The organism is Bradyrhizobium cedriense, assembly GCF_054602315.1.
In genome coordinates, this window is record NZ_JBTSWB010000001.1 from 946,375 (window position 1) to 962,698 (window position 16,324).

15 protein-coding genes are annotated in these 16,324 nt (G+C 63.9%); 1 reads left to right on the forward strand and 14 read right to left on the reverse strand.

The window, feature by feature from the left end:
* Positions 1-2: 2 nt before the first annotated feature.
* The 9 genes from ACYCVF_RS04490 to ACYCVF_RS04530 are packed head-to-tail and all read right to left on the reverse strand — an operon-like array spanning position 3 to position 9,663.
* The gene (locus tag ACYCVF_RS04490) at positions 3-1,406 is read right to left on the reverse strand and encodes a capsular polysaccharide export protein, LipB/KpsS family (protein WP_459597326.1); all 1,404 of its coding nucleotides are present in this window, start codon (positions 1,404-1,406) and stop codon (positions 3-5) included.
* Positions 1,407-1,410: 4 nt separating this feature from the next.
* Complete coding sequence (locus ACYCVF_RS04495; protein WP_459597327.1) at positions 1,411-2,799, reverse strand: surface carbohydrate biosynthesis protein; 1,389 nt, start codon at positions 2,797-2,799, stop codon at positions 1,411-1,413.
* A 25-nt stretch (positions 2,800-2,824) separates the two neighbouring features.
* A complete protein-coding gene (locus ACYCVF_RS04500) occupies positions 2,825-3,757 on the reverse strand; it encodes a phytanoyl-CoA dioxygenase family protein (RefSeq protein ID WP_459597328.1) in 933 nt (310 codons plus the stop codon).
* Entirely contained in the window at positions 3,754-4,644 is an 891-nt protein-coding gene (locus ACYCVF_RS04505; RefSeq protein ID WP_459597329.1) for a class I SAM-dependent methyltransferase, read from the reverse strand. Before ACYCVF_RS04505 ends, ACYCVF_RS04500 begins: the two co-directional genes overlap by 4 nt.
* Complete coding sequence (locus tag ACYCVF_RS04510; protein WP_459597330.1) at positions 4,645-6,168, reverse strand: MATE family efflux transporter; 1,524 nt, start codon at positions 6,166-6,168, stop codon at positions 4,645-4,647.
* 10 nt (positions 6,169-6,178) lie between these two features.
* Positions 6,179-7,000, reverse strand: a complete 822-nt coding sequence (locus tag ACYCVF_RS04515) for an SDR family oxidoreductase (RefSeq protein WP_459597331.1) — start codon at positions 6,998-7,000, stop codon at positions 6,179-6,181.
* Between the two features lie 13 nt (positions 7,001-7,013).
* Positions 7,014-7,715: an acylneuraminate cytidylyltransferase family protein gene (locus ACYCVF_RS04520; protein WP_459597332.1), complete on the reverse strand. Its 702-nt coding sequence runs from the start codon at positions 7,713-7,715 to the stop codon at positions 7,014-7,016.
* Positions 7,712-8,617 carry a Gfo/Idh/MocA family protein gene (locus tag ACYCVF_RS04525; protein WP_459597333.1) on the reverse strand — a complete coding sequence of 302 codons (906 nt, stop codon included), beginning with the start codon at positions 8,615-8,617 and terminating at the stop codon, positions 7,712-7,714. The genes ACYCVF_RS04520 and ACYCVF_RS04525 overlap by 4 nt, the downstream gene beginning before the upstream one ends.
* Entirely contained in the window at positions 8,614-9,663 is a 1,050-nt protein-coding gene (locus tag ACYCVF_RS04530; protein ID WP_459597334.1) for a nucleotidyltransferase family protein, read from the reverse strand. Before ACYCVF_RS04530 ends, ACYCVF_RS04525 begins: the two co-directional genes overlap by 4 nt.
* 199 nt (positions 9,664-9,862) lie before the next feature.
* Here ACYCVF_RS04530 and ACYCVF_RS04535 point away from each other — a divergent pair, with 199 nt between their 5' ends.
* On the forward strand, positions 9,863-10,474 hold the full coding sequence (locus tag ACYCVF_RS04535; protein WP_459597335.1) for an acetyltransferase: 612 nt from the start codon (positions 9,863-9,865) through the stop codon (positions 10,472-10,474).
* On the opposite strand, the gene neuB is transcribed toward ACYCVF_RS04535, so the two are convergent.
* From neuB to ACYCVF_RS04560, 5 genes are all read right to left on the reverse strand, one after another.
* A complete protein-coding gene (neuB, locus tag ACYCVF_RS04540) occupies positions 10,471-11,541 on the reverse strand; it encodes an N-acetylneuraminate synthase (RefSeq protein ID WP_459597336.1) in 1,071 nt (356 codons plus the stop codon). The genes ACYCVF_RS04535 and neuB overlap by 4 nt on opposite strands.
* A complete protein-coding gene (neuC, locus tag ACYCVF_RS04545; RefSeq protein ID WP_459597337.1) occupies positions 11,538-12,716 on the reverse strand; it encodes a UDP-N-acetylglucosamine 2-epimerase in 1,179 nt (392 codons plus the stop codon). The genes neuB and neuC overlap by 4 nt, the downstream gene beginning before the upstream one ends.
* On the reverse strand, positions 12,709-13,905 hold the full coding sequence (locus ACYCVF_RS04550) for a LegC family aminotransferase (protein WP_459597338.1): 1,197 nt from the start codon (positions 13,903-13,905) through the stop codon (positions 12,709-12,711). Before ACYCVF_RS04550 ends, neuC begins: the two co-directional genes overlap by 8 nt.
* On the reverse strand, positions 13,898-14,917 hold the full coding sequence (locus ACYCVF_RS04555) for an NAD-dependent 4,6-dehydratase LegB (protein ID WP_459597339.1): 1,020 nt from the start codon (positions 14,915-14,917) through the stop codon (positions 13,898-13,900). Before ACYCVF_RS04555 ends, ACYCVF_RS04550 begins: the two co-directional genes overlap by 8 nt.
* Before the next feature lie 140 nt (positions 14,918-15,057).
* Entirely contained in the window at positions 15,058-16,254 is a 1,197-nt protein-coding gene (locus ACYCVF_RS04560) for an HAD-IIIA family hydrolase (RefSeq protein WP_459597340.1), read from the reverse strand.
* Between the last annotated feature and the right edge of the window lie 70 nt (positions 16,255-16,324).

Below are 16,324 nucleotides of genomic sequence, written 5' to 3' on the forward strand. Positions count from 1 at the left end.
GTTCAGTTCACGCGCACCGGCTCGGCGATTGCGGCACGTAAGGAGGCCGTGAACGTGTCGAGCAGTTTGGGATCGCTGACATAGAGCTCGCCCGGATAAGACCGCCGCCAGGCAGACTCGAAATAGGGCGCGCCCCTGCCTGAATCGAACGGCCCGGCGGAGAGCGCCTCGCGCAACCGTGCGGGGACATCGGCCAGACGATTGACCGCATAGACCAGCGGACAGGAGCGGTAGAACGCATCGCCCATCACCACGACCGGTTTCCCGAGCAGCAGTGCCTCGGCGCCCGACTTGCTGTTGACGGAGACGACGGCATCGGCGCGATCGAGCACAGTGTAGTTGTTGGTCTGGGGCGGCAGCAGCACGAAATTGTCGAACCGGCGCGCGAGTTCGAACAGGCGGGTGGCCGAGATTGCGCCGATCTGGGCGGGGTGTTCCTTCACCACCAGCACATGCGAGTCCGGGATCGTCCGCAGCAGGAAGTCGACGGTCGCGACCTGGTCGAGAAAGTCGGGCGAGCGCAGCGTCAAGGCCATGTCTGCCGGAACGTGGAACGGATAGTAGACGAAGGGCGTTTCGGGGAGCGGCCGGTAGAGTCTGCGCAACCGCGTTGCGTTGAGCGCCATCGCCGCGTGCACGCGGGCATGGCGCAGATTGTGTCCGAACTCCTGGTGCTTTCCGAGCGCGAACTGGTCCCACAGTTTCTCCGTGAGGCGGCGGGCGTTGCGCAGGTTCACGACCTTCTTGAAGGCTGCCGAATAATGATGCTGGTCCTTCTGGGGAATGACGATCGCGCGCTGCTTCAGCGTGTCGTCCAGATAGGCGCGTACCTCTGCCGATACCGTATCCGCCGGTGCCGGCATCACGTCGGGCGCGGCGAGAGTGTCGGGCGTGAAGTACATCCGGCCCCGAAAGAACGAGGGCTCGATGAACCAGTTGCGGATGTTGCGACGCCTGGCGGCGTAGAAGCTCGCGATGACGGAGAGGAAGCCGCCGAGTTCCTGAACCAGTTCGACGCGTTTGCCCTCAGTCTCCAGGCGGTAGAGCAACGCCTCCATGGCGTTCGCATAGATCATGAAACGCCGACGCAGGGCGGCAGTATCCCTGATGCCGAAAGTGAAACGCTCGTGGCTGAACAGGAAATTCGTCCCGTCGAGTCCGTAAGATGCGACGCGGGCGTCGAATGCCTGCCGGTCATCGGACGAGGGGCCGGCCTTGAGACCTTCGCGATACATGTTCGTGACCGGAACGCCTTGCGCGGTCGAGATCTCTGCACTGCGATCGTCGAAGGCAAGTAACTCGACATCATGGCCTGCCGCACGCAGCCGCTGCGCAACCGGAATCCAGAACCTGGTCTGGTATTCAGCAAGCGTGGTGATGAGAATTGTCTTTGCAGATTTCGTCATGGGGTTACTGGGCTTGTTCGATCGCAATGCTGGCGAGCGGCAAGCCCGTCATCGCGCAATGCGCGCGTCTTGCCGTAAACTGCGATGGGCTCGCCTGATCGTGAGCGGCGATACGCTGAAGCAGGGGCTGAACCACGGACGGCGCGATCCGCTTGTCGCGCCGGGCCGGATTGAACTGGCTGCGCAGCCGTTCCGTGACTGCCGAGCCGAGCGCGGCGCTGGCGGCGCCCTTGAGGATCTGGCCGACACTCGGCTTGTCGCGCGTGCCCTTGACTGTCGCCAGCAGGGAAACGTACGGCGGGCGAGAAATCGTTGCGCGGGTCAGGACATCGGCGACACGTTCGGCGGCTTGCCCGTCGTTGAAATGGAAGAAGGCCTCGATATCGGCGGCGTGAACGCTGGCGAAATCGAAGGTCTCGGTCTCGCGCTCGATGTGATCGATCGCGCCAAGCAGCTCTTCGAACGAGTCGACCGGCCGGCTCACGCGTGCGGGCAGCGCGGCATGTCCGGCGGTTGTCGGCGTGTTCAGGTACTCGAGCTGGAGCGGGAGCTTCCCGAGCAGGACCGATTCCACAGCCGTGCCGCAATTGAGATGAATGACGGCGGCTGCATTGCGGATGCGATCGAGCACGCTGCCGGTGCCGTCGATCAGGACGTTGGCGCGGCGCGAGAGCGCATTGCGATAGACCCCCTCGCTCTCGAAGGGATGCGGACGCACGAGAATGTTGCGGTCGGGCCGCGCTGCGGCGAGCCGGTCGATCTCGGCGAGATAGTTGGCGAAGACCTGCTGCAGGTCCGCGATGAAGCGATCGACATAGGCGCCGTCCCAACCGGCCCGCACCATTGCTTCGCGCTCGCCGCCCGGCTTGCCGGTGAAGCGTGAATTGACCAGCGGAAAGTTGGCGTTGACCAGCAGATAACCACGCGGCTCGCCGTCGAGCAGCGTGCGCCAGCGTGGAGCCGCAAAATCGAAGCGCGGGCATCCGGTGAGGTGAAGCTGCTCCGGCTTCATGGTTCCGGCAACGACGAAGGCGTCGTGCAGCCGGCTGCCCCAGAAGAAATAGCCCGTCAGGATGTCGGCGTAGCCGCTGCCCTTGATGTGGGCCGCCATGGCCGGTGGTGAATTGCCGCCCTTTTCCGCGAGCACGCCGCCTTCGGTATCGAGCACGTATAGCGCCAAGCCGGCTCTGGCAAAGCTACGCATAAGGTCGAGATTGACGGGACGTGCGTAGTTGACGACCAATGCGTCCAGCCCGAGCCGCGGGACGTCGACTGCCTGTTCGTACATCGGCACTAGCATGACGGAAACGCCACGCCGCGCGAGCTGATAACCGAGCATGACTGCCCCCGGCAAGTCACGCTTGGGGTGATCGACCACCAGGCCTATGCGCAAGATGTGAGCTCCCGGCAGGTCCGCGTCAGAGCCGCATCACGGCGCGCTCGAACTCCGTCAGGGTACCGGCCGCGCGGAAGCGCGCCGGCGGTTCGGGAAAGATGCGCGGCTGCTGGATATAGGTTGCCGTGTACAGCAAGCGGTTCCGATCCGACTGGATCCGGCTTCCCATGTGCAGGCAGCGGGCCGTGTTGACGATGAAGGACGACAGGCGGGGCGCGATCATCTCCTTGACGGCGTCGGGGCCGGTCTTGGCGAACACCTGAGCGTCGCTCATGTGGCTCTTGAGCGTGTTGCGGAACGCCTTCGACGGACCGGCCGGAATGAAAGTGAACGGACCGTCCGCGGTGTCCTGAACGTCGGTCAAATAGATGAAGAGCTTGCAGACGCGCTTGTCGTCGTGATCGAGGTGCCATAATTGCGAGAAGCTCAGCGCCTGATTCGGAGTCGGTTGCGACAACGTCAACACCACGTCCGACAACTGCGGCAGATCGTGCATGAAATCCCCGATGATGCGCAGTGCGGCCGGTTGCAAGGCGTAGCGCACGAACGGATGGTCGGTCGCGAAGGAGCCGTTGACGAGATCTTCATCCAGCAGGCTGACCCAGAATGATTTGTGCCGTTCCTTCTGCTGGCCGACGAGTTCGTTGAGGCGCCTCACCTTGCCGTCGGCGAACGACGCGACCGCTTCCGCGAGGCTGCGATCCACGAGCGTGGATACGTCGACATAGCCGTCTTCCTTGAGCTTGCGGCTCGCCTCGGTCCATTCGGGCTTCGTTGGAAGCTGTTTCAGAAGCGCGACACGCCTCGAGCGGGCAGGCAATTGCAGCGCGGTCAGAGCCGCCTTCACCCCCCATCCAAGATCGGTGCGGTTGACGTGCCACAACAGGCGGCGGAATTGGCTGATCTTCGCCTTCTTCGGCGCAGGCTGGTCAGCCGTCGTGTTGATGGTTGTCATGTTGGCTCCCAGCAGTACAAAAAACCATCATTGTGGATCGTTGGAGCAAACGGCATCCGTTCGCGCGCCAGGACGCGGACGCGGCCCTGCCGCTCGTAATCGTCGAGCGTCGAGAACAGTTGCGTCTGGTAGTCGACCGAGCGGATATAGAGGAGGCTGACGATATCTCGCGGACTCGATAGGTTCAGCAGTTCCGTCGTCGGCTCGATGTTGATGACACGCTTTGGCCTCGCAGCAATGATGTTGTCCACTACCTTGCGCACGTCGTAGGGAATCTGCTCGATGCAGAAGTAGGTGAAGACGACCTGATCCCCGATGGCAGAATAGCTCGGGTCGTTCCCGTCGGTCAGGTCGATCCTGTCGAGCGATATCCGGTCGGACAGGTCATAATGCGCTGTGATCTCGCGACCCGCGGCGATTCCGTTCGGCGCGATGTCGAATCCGCGCAGCTTCCAGTCGGGATGATTGAGATGCAGCGACAACAGATTGATGCCGCAGCCAGCGCCGAGCTCGATGATCTCCGTGGCCCCGCCCGTGTGCCGTGCGAGCAGGTCGCCGAGGGCTCTGGCACGATAGCGATAGTAGTCGTCGGCCGCGATTCTGCAAATCTGATTGTCAACCTTGCGAAGACCCCGCACGGGATTCTTCGGGATCAGGAACTCCTCGATGGTCGCGGCCTTCGTCCAGCTCTTTTCCGACAGCATCCGCTGCCAATGCGTCAGATTGTACTCGGAATCCACGACATCGGCAGTGCGCTTCACACGACGCAGGACCAGACGGCCAATGCTCCTTGCCGCGTCGATGGCATAAGTCGTAGCCTTGTCCGACAACGACGCCGGAGCGAAACCTGTGGTGACGGCTTTCGTGTCTGTCGCGTGGATGTTCATTCAGCTGCTTTTGGATGTCAGTCCCATCAGTTGTCCGACTGCAGGAAATACAGTCCGATGGCGCTTGTCGAGCACCAGAAAGTACTGGAGCACCCAGGTCACCAGACAGAAAACCATGGAACCGAACGCGAGCTTTAGCACGCTGTCAAACCGAATGTAACCTGCAATTGTTGCTAGAAAAATGCTTGCCAGGAGTAGGATTGCGAGTTGGGTTCCGATCGCCTTCGCGAACTGATTGCGATCGAGCTCGAGCGCACTCCGCAACTCTTTCAGCTGCCAGGGCAGCACGGCGACACTGCCGATGACCTGGCCAAGTATCAGGGCGCGTTCCGCGAACAAATGCAAGGTCCCGGCCGAGACCGCCGCCCAGATCAGAAGTTGAATTGCTACCAGCCTGTTGAGCCTCGCCTGCACCTCGGTCCGCGTCAGGAAGATCAGGCTGCCGATCGCCACGTATTGCGTGCAGATCGGAACCAGGAAGCTTAAGCCCATCCAGAGCGCGTAGGGGGCGAGAAGGGGGCCGATCCAAATAGTCATGATCTCCGGTGAGAGGATCGCGGTGGCGGCAAGCGGCGGCACCACCAACATCGGCATCATGACAAGGCCGAGGTCGCCGAGGCGCTGGAACGATGTCGCGCTGCCGCGCTCATCGAGGCGGCTGGCAACGGGAAGCAAAGCGGATGTCAGGAGGCTGACGACGACTTTGGAGACCCGCGATAATCGAACGAGCGCGTCGTAGGTGCCGACGGCCCTGGGCCCGAATAGCAATCCGATCAGGAAGGGTTGAAGCGGTCCGGAAATGCCGCCCATCAGCTTGCCTTGCAGAAGCAGCAGACAGCGATGCAGGATGTCCCGCCGGATGTCCGGGGTCCATGGCAGCAATCGCACGTGCTTGTGCCGCAGCGCGACGAAGGCGGCAATTCCAATGACGACGGCGCGGGCCACCAGCGTGGCGAGATAGACGTAGGCGACCACTTCGAATCCTGCCGCCGCCCACGAGGCCGCAAATGTCAGACCGACATAAGCCGCCGTCGACGTGACTTCCGCGAGGCGGAGCAGGTTGTACCGCTCGAAGCCTTTGACGATACCCTCCCACACCAGCGCCGGAACGAAGATCAGATTCGCGAGGGCTGTGTAATGCATGATCCGGGTGAACGTCTCCAGGTGCGCGGCGTCAACCTTCATCACGCTGACGAAGAGCGGCGCCGCGAGCCAGATGGCGGCGCTCAGGATCAAGGCGAGGGCGATGGAAACCGCTCCCAAGAAAACGATCTGACGGCTGGCCTGCGTCCAATTGCGGTGCTCGCGCGCACGCGCGACGATCTGGGTGGCCACCTCGGACAGACCGAGGTCCAGCACCGCCATCATGCCGCTGGGAAGCAGCAGTCGCGAGATGACGATGAGGCCGAATTCGGTTACCCCCCAGGTCCCGATGATCAGCGGAATGACCGCGAGGCCCAGCAATGCGGCCACACCGAAGGCAAACGCCGAAATCACCGTGTTCTGGATCAGGCGCTTGATCATTGGTGTTTTGTTACCAGGCGCTCAGGCCGCCGTCGACGGCGATGTTCTGCCCGGTCACGTAGGACGAAGCATCGGACACCAGGAACAGCACGGCCCCCACCATCTCGTCCGCGTGAGCCATGCGGCCGAGCGGGATACGGGCGCCATAGCGTGCCTTGAAGGTCTCGTTTTGCCCGCTCTGCACCCCGCCCGGGGTGAGCGTATTGACGCGAACGCCCTTCGCCGCCCAATAGGTCGCGAGATGCTTGGTCAGGCCGATCACACCGGCTTTGGACGCGGTGTAGACCGCGGGCGTGTTGATGGCGCGGCCGAGATACTCGGAGCCTTCGTAGATGCGTTGGTCGGGCGCCATCAGGCCGTAGATCGATGCGGTTTGCACGATGGCGCCGTAGCCGCGCTCGGCCATTCGTCCGCCGAACACCTGCGCGACCGTGAACATGCCGTCGAGATTGACAGCCATGATCTCGCGCCAGGTCTCCTGCGAGAATTTCTCGACCGGTGCGAAGAAGGCGTCGACGTCGCGGGTCTTGCTGGCGGCGTTGTTGAGCAGGATCGAGACCGGTCCGAGGTCGGCCTCGATCGCATCGGCTATGTTGCGTACCGCATCCGGGTTGGTGATGTCGCAGCCGTAGCCTCTGGCGCGGACGGCATGGCGGGAAGCGACGTCGGCTGTCGCGGCATCGGTTGCGGCCTGATCCAGATCGACAATCGCAACGTTGGCGCCGAACTCGGCAAGGCCCTCGGCAAAGCGACGACCGAGAATGCCGCACCCGCCGGTAACGACGGCGGTGCGGCCGGTCAGATCGAACAGAGCCTTGAAGCTCGTGGTCATCGCTTGCGCCTCCTCAGGCCGGCAGTCGTTGGCGGAGCAACATTTCCACCAACGCAAAATCGAGATCGGAATCGATGTCGATCGAACGCTCTTCCGGCATTTCGAACAGACGCGTGTCCGGATAGAACACCGCGGGCTGCGCCAGGAACGGCGCGACGCGCCAGACATAGATCGACGCGTTCATGTCGAAGCAGCGCGGCGCATCCTGCCGTCGCATGACCGGAGGATTGGCGGATTTGGACAGGCCGACACTGCCATCGGTGCGCTGCTCGACCAGGTTGAAATAGGGCGACCGGCGCGCCGGTGCACCGGTAATGACATTGCGCGCACCGCTCTCGCGCAGCAGTGCGACTGCGCCGGTGATGTCGGAGGCCAGCCTGAGCGGCGAGGTGACGTCGAGATCGACGAAGATATCCGGCGTCCTACCGGTTTGCGCCATGGTCTGCTCGAGACAGTGGCGGATCGCCGGTAGCTTCGGCGCGGTATCGGTCGCCATTTCGTCCGGGCGCTTGACTGCAATGTCGGCGCCGGCCTTCACTGCCGCATCAAGCAGGGCGTCCGAATCGCTGCTGAAGGCGATCGCATCGAACAGGCCGGTCTCGCGCGCCTGCGCGATACTCCACGCGAGCACGGGCCTGCCCAAGAGATCGCGTGCGTTCTTGCCGACAACTCCCTTCGAGCCGCCTCGCGCGCAGATGGTGCAGAGGAGGCTCATGGCGACACCCAGGTCTTGGTGCGCAGCGCGCGCTCGCTGGCGTCGATCAGGTGCACGACGCCGAGCGCCTCGGGCAGCGAGCAGGCCGGGCGCGCGCCACGCATCGCCGCGACATGCATGTCGCGGTAGCTCTGGTCGCGCTCGTTGGGGATCTCCCTTGTCCTGCCGTTGACCGTGAGACGGCTGCCGACGAGATCGGCCTCGATGGTGTCGTCGTCGACATTGATGCGAATGCGGCGGACGCCCTGACGGTCGAGATAGTCCATATGGACGTGGACCGATGGTGCCCGCTGCAGGTCGAGCAGCAGGTCGAGGTGGTCGTCGACGTCGATGTCGCGAGCGCCGGAGGCGCCGCCCAGAGCGGCGACGCGATGCCACGGTCCGAACAGCCACAACAGATAGTCCAGTTCGTGGCTCAGATCCCGCAGCACGCCGCCGCCGGCGTCAGCCGTGGCCGATGCGGTCGCGCGGTGATCGCGGTCCGGCCGCCAGTCCCTGATGTCCTGCCCGACATAGGCGCCGACCGTGATCACCTCGCGCCCGCGCAGTGTTTCGGCAAGAGCCATCATCACGGGATGAAAACGCAGGTTGTATCCGACGCTGACATGGGAAAACGGATATTTCGGGGGCGGTGCAGGTGTGGCGAATAGCGGCTTTTCGACGAGGACTTTGCCATCGAAGCCGGTCTGCGCGAGCTCTTGCAGATTCCCCGCATGGCGTGCCGTCTCGGTGGCGATCACCACGTAGTCTGGATGCGCCGCCGCGACGGCCTGCCCGATCGATCCGTAGTCGCCGCCTTCGCGCCGACTGACAGTCGCGACCCGAAGACCAAGCTCGCGCAGGACGCGTGCATGCCTCGCGCCGATCGAGCCGAGGCCAACCACGACGGCGGTCGAGGTCACGAGAAGACCTCGTGAAACTCCGCATGCGCCTGCTCGAAATCCTCCAGGCGGCCGATGTCGAGCCAGTACTCGCGAATGGGATAGACCGCGACCCGTCCCTTGCCGGCGATCACGCGCTCCAGCACGGTCGGCATATCGATGCTGAGGCCGGGCGTGACATGGTGGAAGACGGACGTGCCGATCACATAGATGCCGGCACTGACGAACCAGCTTTCGGTCGGCTTCTCGCGAATGGTCTGGAGAAAGCCCTCCGATGTGGAAACCACGCCATAGGGGACGTGCACCTTGTGCTCACGAACGGCCATCGTCGCTTCCGCCGGCGTTCCGTTGTGGAAGTCGAGAAGGGCTCCGTAGTTGATCGTGGTGAGGATGTCGCCGTTGGTGACGATCATCGGCAGATCCGGTGGTGTCGCAAAAAGCCCCAGCGCACCGGCGGTGCCCAGGCGTTCGGCCTCGTGCACGTACTGGATGTTGGCGCCGAAGGCTGCGCCATCTGCAAAGTAGTCCTTGATCGTCTGGGCCTTGTAGTTGACCGAGATGAAGATGTTGCCAAACCCCTGCTGTACGACGTTGCGGACGATCGTCTCGAGCAGTGGTCGGCCGCCGACATTGAGCATCGGCTTTGGCACGTCGCGCGTTAGCGCGCCCAGGCGCTCGCCGAGACCGCCGGCCATGATCAGCACGGGGTTTGGATATTGCCGCGGTTCGAGCAGCTCATCGAGCGTCTCGACCACGATGAGATGGCCGCCCTCGTCAACGAGCGGGAGCTGCTTGATCGACCGCTGCCGCATCAAATGCAGGCGATCCTCGCGCGGCAAGGTCGCAGGGGCCGATACCGGCGTCCGGTTCATGATGTCGGTCGCAAGTCCGGTGAGCGCGATGCCGCGCAGCAGCCCGCGTCTGACGTCGCCGTCAGTGACCACACCGAGCAGGCGGTTCTGGCCGTCGAGCACCAGCGCAATCTGAATGCTCCCGCTCTCGATTGCGGCAATAGCCTCGCCCACGGTCGCCTGGGTACCGACGACGGCTTTGCGCCAGGATTTCATGGCAATCTGCCTCGTATAGCGCCAGATATTGGGGGCGGCCCACGGCTGAGAGTGCTATATCGCGGCTGCGAGAGGCGGCGTCAACCCCGCCAGGGGGCCCCGGCGGAGACCTTGTTGATGCCCGCATTTTCCGGTCGAGTCTGGCGGTTTGAAGTGCCGCTGCCCAGTCGCTAAGATCGGTCTGTGCAGGGGAATCGCGATGGACGATCTGATCATCATTGGCGGCGGCGAGCACGCCTTCATGGTCTATGAGGCCGCCCTCCTGTCGGGTCAGTTCAACGTCGTCGGTTTCCTCGACCGTCTGCCGGGAACACTGGGCGATGCGCGCTATCTCGGAACCGATGACGTTGCCCCGGACTATCCGGGTGCCGCCTTTGTGGTCGGGGTTGGAACGATGCAGGCGGGGCCTGCGCGCCGGCAGATGATCGCCCGGATGCAGCTCAAGCGCTGGGCGTCGGTGATCCATCCGCGGGCGGTCGTCTCACCGTCGGCAACAATCGGTCCGGGCAGCGTCATCATGCCGGGTGCGATCGTCAATGCACGAAGCATGATCGGTCAACACTGCATCATCAATTCCGGCGCGATCGTCGAGCACGATGTGCGAGTCGGGCACTGCACGCATCTGTCTCCCGGAACGGTAGTCGGCGGCGGTGCGGAGATCGGCGACAACTGCTTTGTGGGGCTCGGAAGCCGTGTCCGCGATCACATCTCCATTGGCAACGATACGCTCGTGGCGATGGGATCTGTCGTCACGGGGTCATGGCCGCCCGGGTCCGTGCTGCGCGGCGTTCCTGCGAAGCCTCGTCGTTAAACCGGATCGTCCGGTTCGAGCGTCCGCGGCGCCGCCGTGCCGATCAAGGACCAATAGTCGATCGGCGCCCGGCCGGCGCCCGGCCGCTTGGCGGTGATGTCGGCAGGGCCAATAATCTCGCCGGCTTTCAGTGCACGTGCTGCCACGATGCTCTTGCGCGCGACAGGCACATTCCTGATTTCAGACTCTTTTGGTGCCTTCACGCCATCGCCGAGCGCAGCTTCGACGTTGCGAACGGCGCTCACCATCCGCTTGAAGTCGTCGGGCTCGAGTGACGCTGCGTGGTCGGGGCCGGCCGCTTTGCGATCCAGCGTCAGATGCTTCTCGATGATCGTGGCGCCGAGGGCAACCGCGGCCACCGAAATTTCGAGCCCGTCGGTGTGGTCGGAATAGCCGACTGGGAGGTGGAACGCTGATCGCATCGTCGCCATCGCGCTGAGGTTCACGTCCGCGACGGGGCAGGGGTACTCGGTCGTGCAATGGAGCAGGCTGACGTGTCGCGCCAGCGCGGCGCGTGCCGCCGGATCGCGCCATGCCGCACGGAATGAAGCGCCCCCTGCAGGATCGCTGCGCTGCGCGTAGCCATGCGCCAACACGCCCAGCGCCTCCTCCACCTCGCCCAGCGTCGCCATGCCGGTCGACAGGATCAGCATGGTGCCGGCCCTTGCCGCTGCATGCAGCAGCGGGGCATTGGTGAGATCGCCCGAACCGATCTTGATGCGCGGCAGCTTGAGCGACAGCAGGAGGGCGAGCGAAGCGTCGTCGAAAGGCGTCGACAGGAATTCGATGCCGCGCTCCTTGGCGCGCGCAATCAGCGTGTGATGCGCAGCGTGCGGCAGCTCGAGACGTTCCAGCATGGCCAGCTGGCTCTCACCGGCATCGGTGGTGCGCTGCTGATAGTCGGCCTTCTTCGCCGCGTGGCCCGCCAATGCCTTTGCATTGAAGGTCTGGAACTTGACGATGTCGGCGCCGGCATCTGCCGCCGCTTCGACCAGGGCCAATGCCTTTTCCAGGCTGCCGTCGTGATTGACGCCGGCTTCTGCGATAATCAGCGTGTGCGTCGTCATGGCCGCGCTCCGCTTGCGGGAGGTTCGTAGAAGCCCTTTTTCAGAAGCTGTCCGAAATCCGGGATACCGGCGATGATTTCCGCAAACCTCCGGCTCGATTCGCCGTCGCCGTAGGGGTTGATGGTGGCTTGGCGGCCGCGCTGGAGTCCCGCCGAGATGGCGGCGGCAATCGCGCTCCGTTCGGACGCTGCATGAAATACAGAGGCCGCGCGCTCGCGACCCTTCTGGCGGTCACCGATATCCACCGTGGGAACGCCGAAGGAGGGCGCTTCGAGCACGCCACTCGAGGAGTTGCCGATCACCAAGTCCACCTGGCTCATCAGGCTGAGATAGCGAAGCTGCCCGAGCGAGGCGACCGCGATCGTGTTCGGCCGGCCAGCTGCGAAAGCCTTGGTTCGGTCGTTCAGCGCGCGCCCTTCGGCATCGGCATTGGCTAGCGTGAAGACGAGACGGAAGGTGGGATCGAGCGTCGACAGTGCGGCGAACAACTCCTCCAGCTCGGCCACCGACCGCCCCGCTTCGACCGTGACGGGGTGGAACGTGACGAGCGCATTGCGTTCGCCGAGCGGCATGCCGATCGCGGTGCCTATGTCGTCGCGGTTCATCAGATCGAGATGCCTGATGGCGTCGATCCCAACCGAGCCGATGGTATGGATACGGGACGGGTGCTCACCAAGCTGCATCAACCGCCGCGTCGAGCTCTGATTGCTGGTGAAGTGCAGATGCGACATCTTGCTGATGGCATGGCGCGTGCATTCGTCGATCGCGCCCTCGGTGACGTCGCCTCCGAACAGATGCGCCATCGGCAGCCGCATGAACATCGCGGCCTGCGCAGCCGCGAACATTTCGAAACGGTCGCCGAGCACGACGACGAGATCTGGTTGCAGCCGCGTGAAGGCGTCGGCAAAACCGATCACGCCGAGCCCGACCGATTTGGCGACGCCGGCTCCGGTGTCGCTGCTGAGCAGCGTCTCGACGCGCTCGTCAACCTCGAAACCTTCCTCGCGGATGGCGTTGAAGGTGTAGCCGAACTCTGGCGCGAGATGCATGCCGGTGGCAACGAGCTGGAGCGTCAGGCCGGATGTCTCGCGTATCGCGCGCATCGGCCAGACCAGCAGCCCGAAATCGGCGCGGCTGCCGGTGACGAAACAGATTTTTCGTGCGCCACTACTCATCGCGGGGCCTGATGCTGGCGCTGCTAGGCAGGTTGATCAGCCGGCGTTCTATGGATTCCGCGGCGGAAAGATCGCCGCGGGGGTTTTGCGCGAACATCGGCAGCCTGTGCATCAACGTCCAGGCCGGGCGCGCGCCGAAGCCGGCTTCGTTGAGCGCCGCGAGCACGTTGTCCCGCTGCCCGGCATTAGCCTCGTTGAGCAGGATCGCGTTCAGCCAGTAATTGCTCGTGGTGCCCTTGGGCTCGCGCGAGAACTGGACGCCGGGAACATCCGCAAAAGCGCTCTGATAGGCTGCAGCCAACTTCCGTTTGCTGGCCAGGAAGCCGTCGAGCTGCTCGAGCTGCGCGCAGCCGAGCGCGGCGTTCAGGTTGGGCAGGCGGTAGTTGAAGCCGATCTCGTCGTGGATGAAGGCCCATTTGTGCGGCAATTTTGCCGTCGTCGTGAGGTGCTTGGCGCGGCGCCCCAGCTCCTCGTCGTTGGTGAGGATGGCGCCGCCGCCACCGGTGGTGACGATCTTGTTGCCGTTGAAGCTCAATGCTGCGAGGCGTGCCTGCGATCCGACGGCGTGGCCCTTGTAGGTCGAGCCGAGCGATTCCGCGGCATCCTCGACCAGCGCAATACCCCAGCCCCGCGCGACCGCGGTGATCTCGTCGAGCTCGACAGGGTGCCCAAACGTGTGCATCGGGGCGATCGCCGCGATGCGGCGGCCAGTCTCGCGATTGATGGTGCCGGTCGCAGTTTTCTGCGCGATCGCATCGAGGCGCACCGCGAGTGCGTGAGCGTCCATGCCGAGCGTGGCAAGCGAGCTGTCGACGAAATGCGGCGTTGCGCCGCAATAAGCGATCGCGTTCGTGGTCGCGATGAAAGTCAACGCCGGCGAGACGACCTCGTCGCCGGGCTCGACGCCGGCGAGCCTGAAGCAGGTATGCAATGCGGCCGTGCCGTTGACGACGGCTACGGCGCGCTTGGCGCCGGTGATCTCCTCCAGCATGCGTTCAAACCGATCGACGAAGGGGCCGACCGAGGAGACGAAGGTGCTCTTGATGCACTCCTCGAGGTAGGAGATCTCGTTTCCGGCGAACACCGGCTCATGCAGGCCGAGGATGCCATTAGGCGTTCCCACGGCGTGCCGCACGGCGTCGACGATCGCCCCCGGCTTGAATCGTGAGTTGTCCACCGTTTCAGACATTGTAGACGTCGGCCTTGTAGCGGCTGAGATTGGCCGGGTTGGTGAACCATTTCACCGTCTCGGCCATGCCGCGGCGCATGCCCTCGACACCGGCGTATTCCGGGCGCCAGCCGAGCTGTTGGCATGCCTTGGAATTGTCGGCCCAGAGCCGCTCGACCTCGCTGTTGGCGGGACGCAGTCGCGCCTCGTCGGTCTCGATCTCGATCGTGGTTCCCATCACGTCGGCGATCATCTGCGCGGTCGCGCCGACCGAGATCTCAAAGCCGCTGCCTAGATTGATGGTCTGGCCGACGCATTGCTCGGCCGGCGCGGTGAGGCCCGCGATCAGGCCGCGCGCGGTGTCGGTGACGAAGGAGAAATCGCGCGTCGGGCTGACGGCGCCGAGACGGATCTTGCGCTTGCCGGTCGCGATCTGGCTGATGATTGTGGGAATCACCGCGCGCGCCGACTGCCGCGGGCCGAACGTATTGAACGGCCTGATGACGATGACCGGCATGTCGAAGGAGGCATGGAACGACAGCGCCATCTGGTCGGAGGCGATCTTCGAGGCCGAGTAGGGCGATTGGCCGACCAGCGGATGGCTCTCCTTGATCGGAACGGTTTGCGCCGTGCCGTAGACCTCGCTGGTCGAGGTCTGCACGAAGCGCCGTACGCCGGCCATGCGCGCGGCCTGGAGCACGTTCACCGTGCCCTTCACGTTGGTGTCGACGTAGGAGTCGGGCGCGACGTAGGAGAAGGGGATGGCAATCAGCGCCGCCAGGTGCAGCACGTCGGTGCAGCCGGCGGTCGTCTGGATCATGAAATGCGGATCGCGAATGTCGCCGGCGACGACCTCCACGGACTGCATGATGTCGGCGGGAACCGTGTCGAGCCAACCCCAGGAGTTGAAGGAGTTGTAGTAGACGATCGCCTTGACGCGGGCCCCGGCCTTTACCAGCTCCTCGACGACATGCGAACCGATGAAGCCGTCGCTGCCGGTAACGAGGACGCGGGCGTCCCTCAGATCTGCCATGCCGGACCCCAGAAGGCGATTAAGCCAGTGTTCGCAACGAGATGGCGCTATAGCACACTGGCGGTTGCGCGCAACAGAGCAGCGTCCGATAGCTGCCAAATGTCCGGGGATGCAGCAGTTTTCGTGACGCGCGCCTGGGTCTAGCCGTCCAGGCTGAGGCACTGTCTCACGAAGGTCTCCAGATTGCCGCCTTCGAACAAATAGCCGGGCAGGCCGGCCGCGCGAGCGGCTTCGATGTCGCTGGGCTTGTCGCCGATCACCATGCTGCGCGTCATGTCGACCGGAAAACGCCGTGCGAGATCGGTGATCATGCCCGGGGCCGGCTTGCGGCGGTCGCTCGTTCGGCAATAGCGTGCGACGGTTCCGTCGGGGTGATCGGGGCAATATTCGAAGGCATCGACATGTGCACCGATCAGGGCCATCTGGTCTGCCATCCAGCGGTGCAGCGCGACAACGTGATGCTCCTCGTAATAGCCTCGTGCGACGCCGGATTGATTGGTGATGACGAAGGCAAAATAGCCGGCGTCGTTGACAGCCTTCACGGCCTCGCGCGCACCAGCGATCCATTCGAGTTTGTGCGTCTCGAAAGTGTATCCTGAATCATGATTGAGCACGCCGTCGCGATCGAAAAATACGGCCGGTCGCCGCAGCTTGTCCTGTAATTCGCGGTCGGCGCGCGCAAAATCGTCGGGAATGCCGATGTCAATGAAGTAGCCGCGATAGGCCGTGCCGCGCAGCTCGCCGGACCGGGCCAGGCCGGGGAACACGTCCTGCTCGAGCGAAGCGGGGAGCTTCGCGATGTCTGCGACGACGGATTTGTCGACGACGTAGATCCCGGCATTGACGGGGCCGGTGGCGCCTGCACCCGGAGCGATGAAATCGCGCACGACGGTGCCGTCGAGGACGACGCGCCCGTAGCGATCTCCGACAACGCCGTCGCGCAGTGCCATGTGAACGCGTCCGCTCTGCGCTCGCGCGATCAGGTCGAGAAAGTTGAAGTCGAACAGCGAGTCGCCGTTGAGCAGCAGGAAACGATCGTGCAGCAGGTCGCGTGCATGCACGAGCGCCCCGCCGGTGCCGAGCGGCTCGGTCTCGCGCGAGACCAGGATCTTTGCCCGGCCCGTGAACGCGCCGGCATAATGGCTCTCGACGATCTCGGCCTTGTGGCCGGCAAGCAAAAGGATTTCGTCGAAAACGTGATAGCGCGCGAGTTCATCGATCAGCGTGTCGAGAAACGGCCGGCCGCCGATCTCGAGCATCGGCTTCGGCACCGCCTTGGTACGCGCGCCAAGCCGCGTACCCAACCCTCCGACGAGGATGACGGCCTGTCTCAACATGAAGGTTCCTTTTCACACCGTGAGCGCTGGAGCGTGACGCCAATCTGCGACAATGCAAAGGGCATTGTTT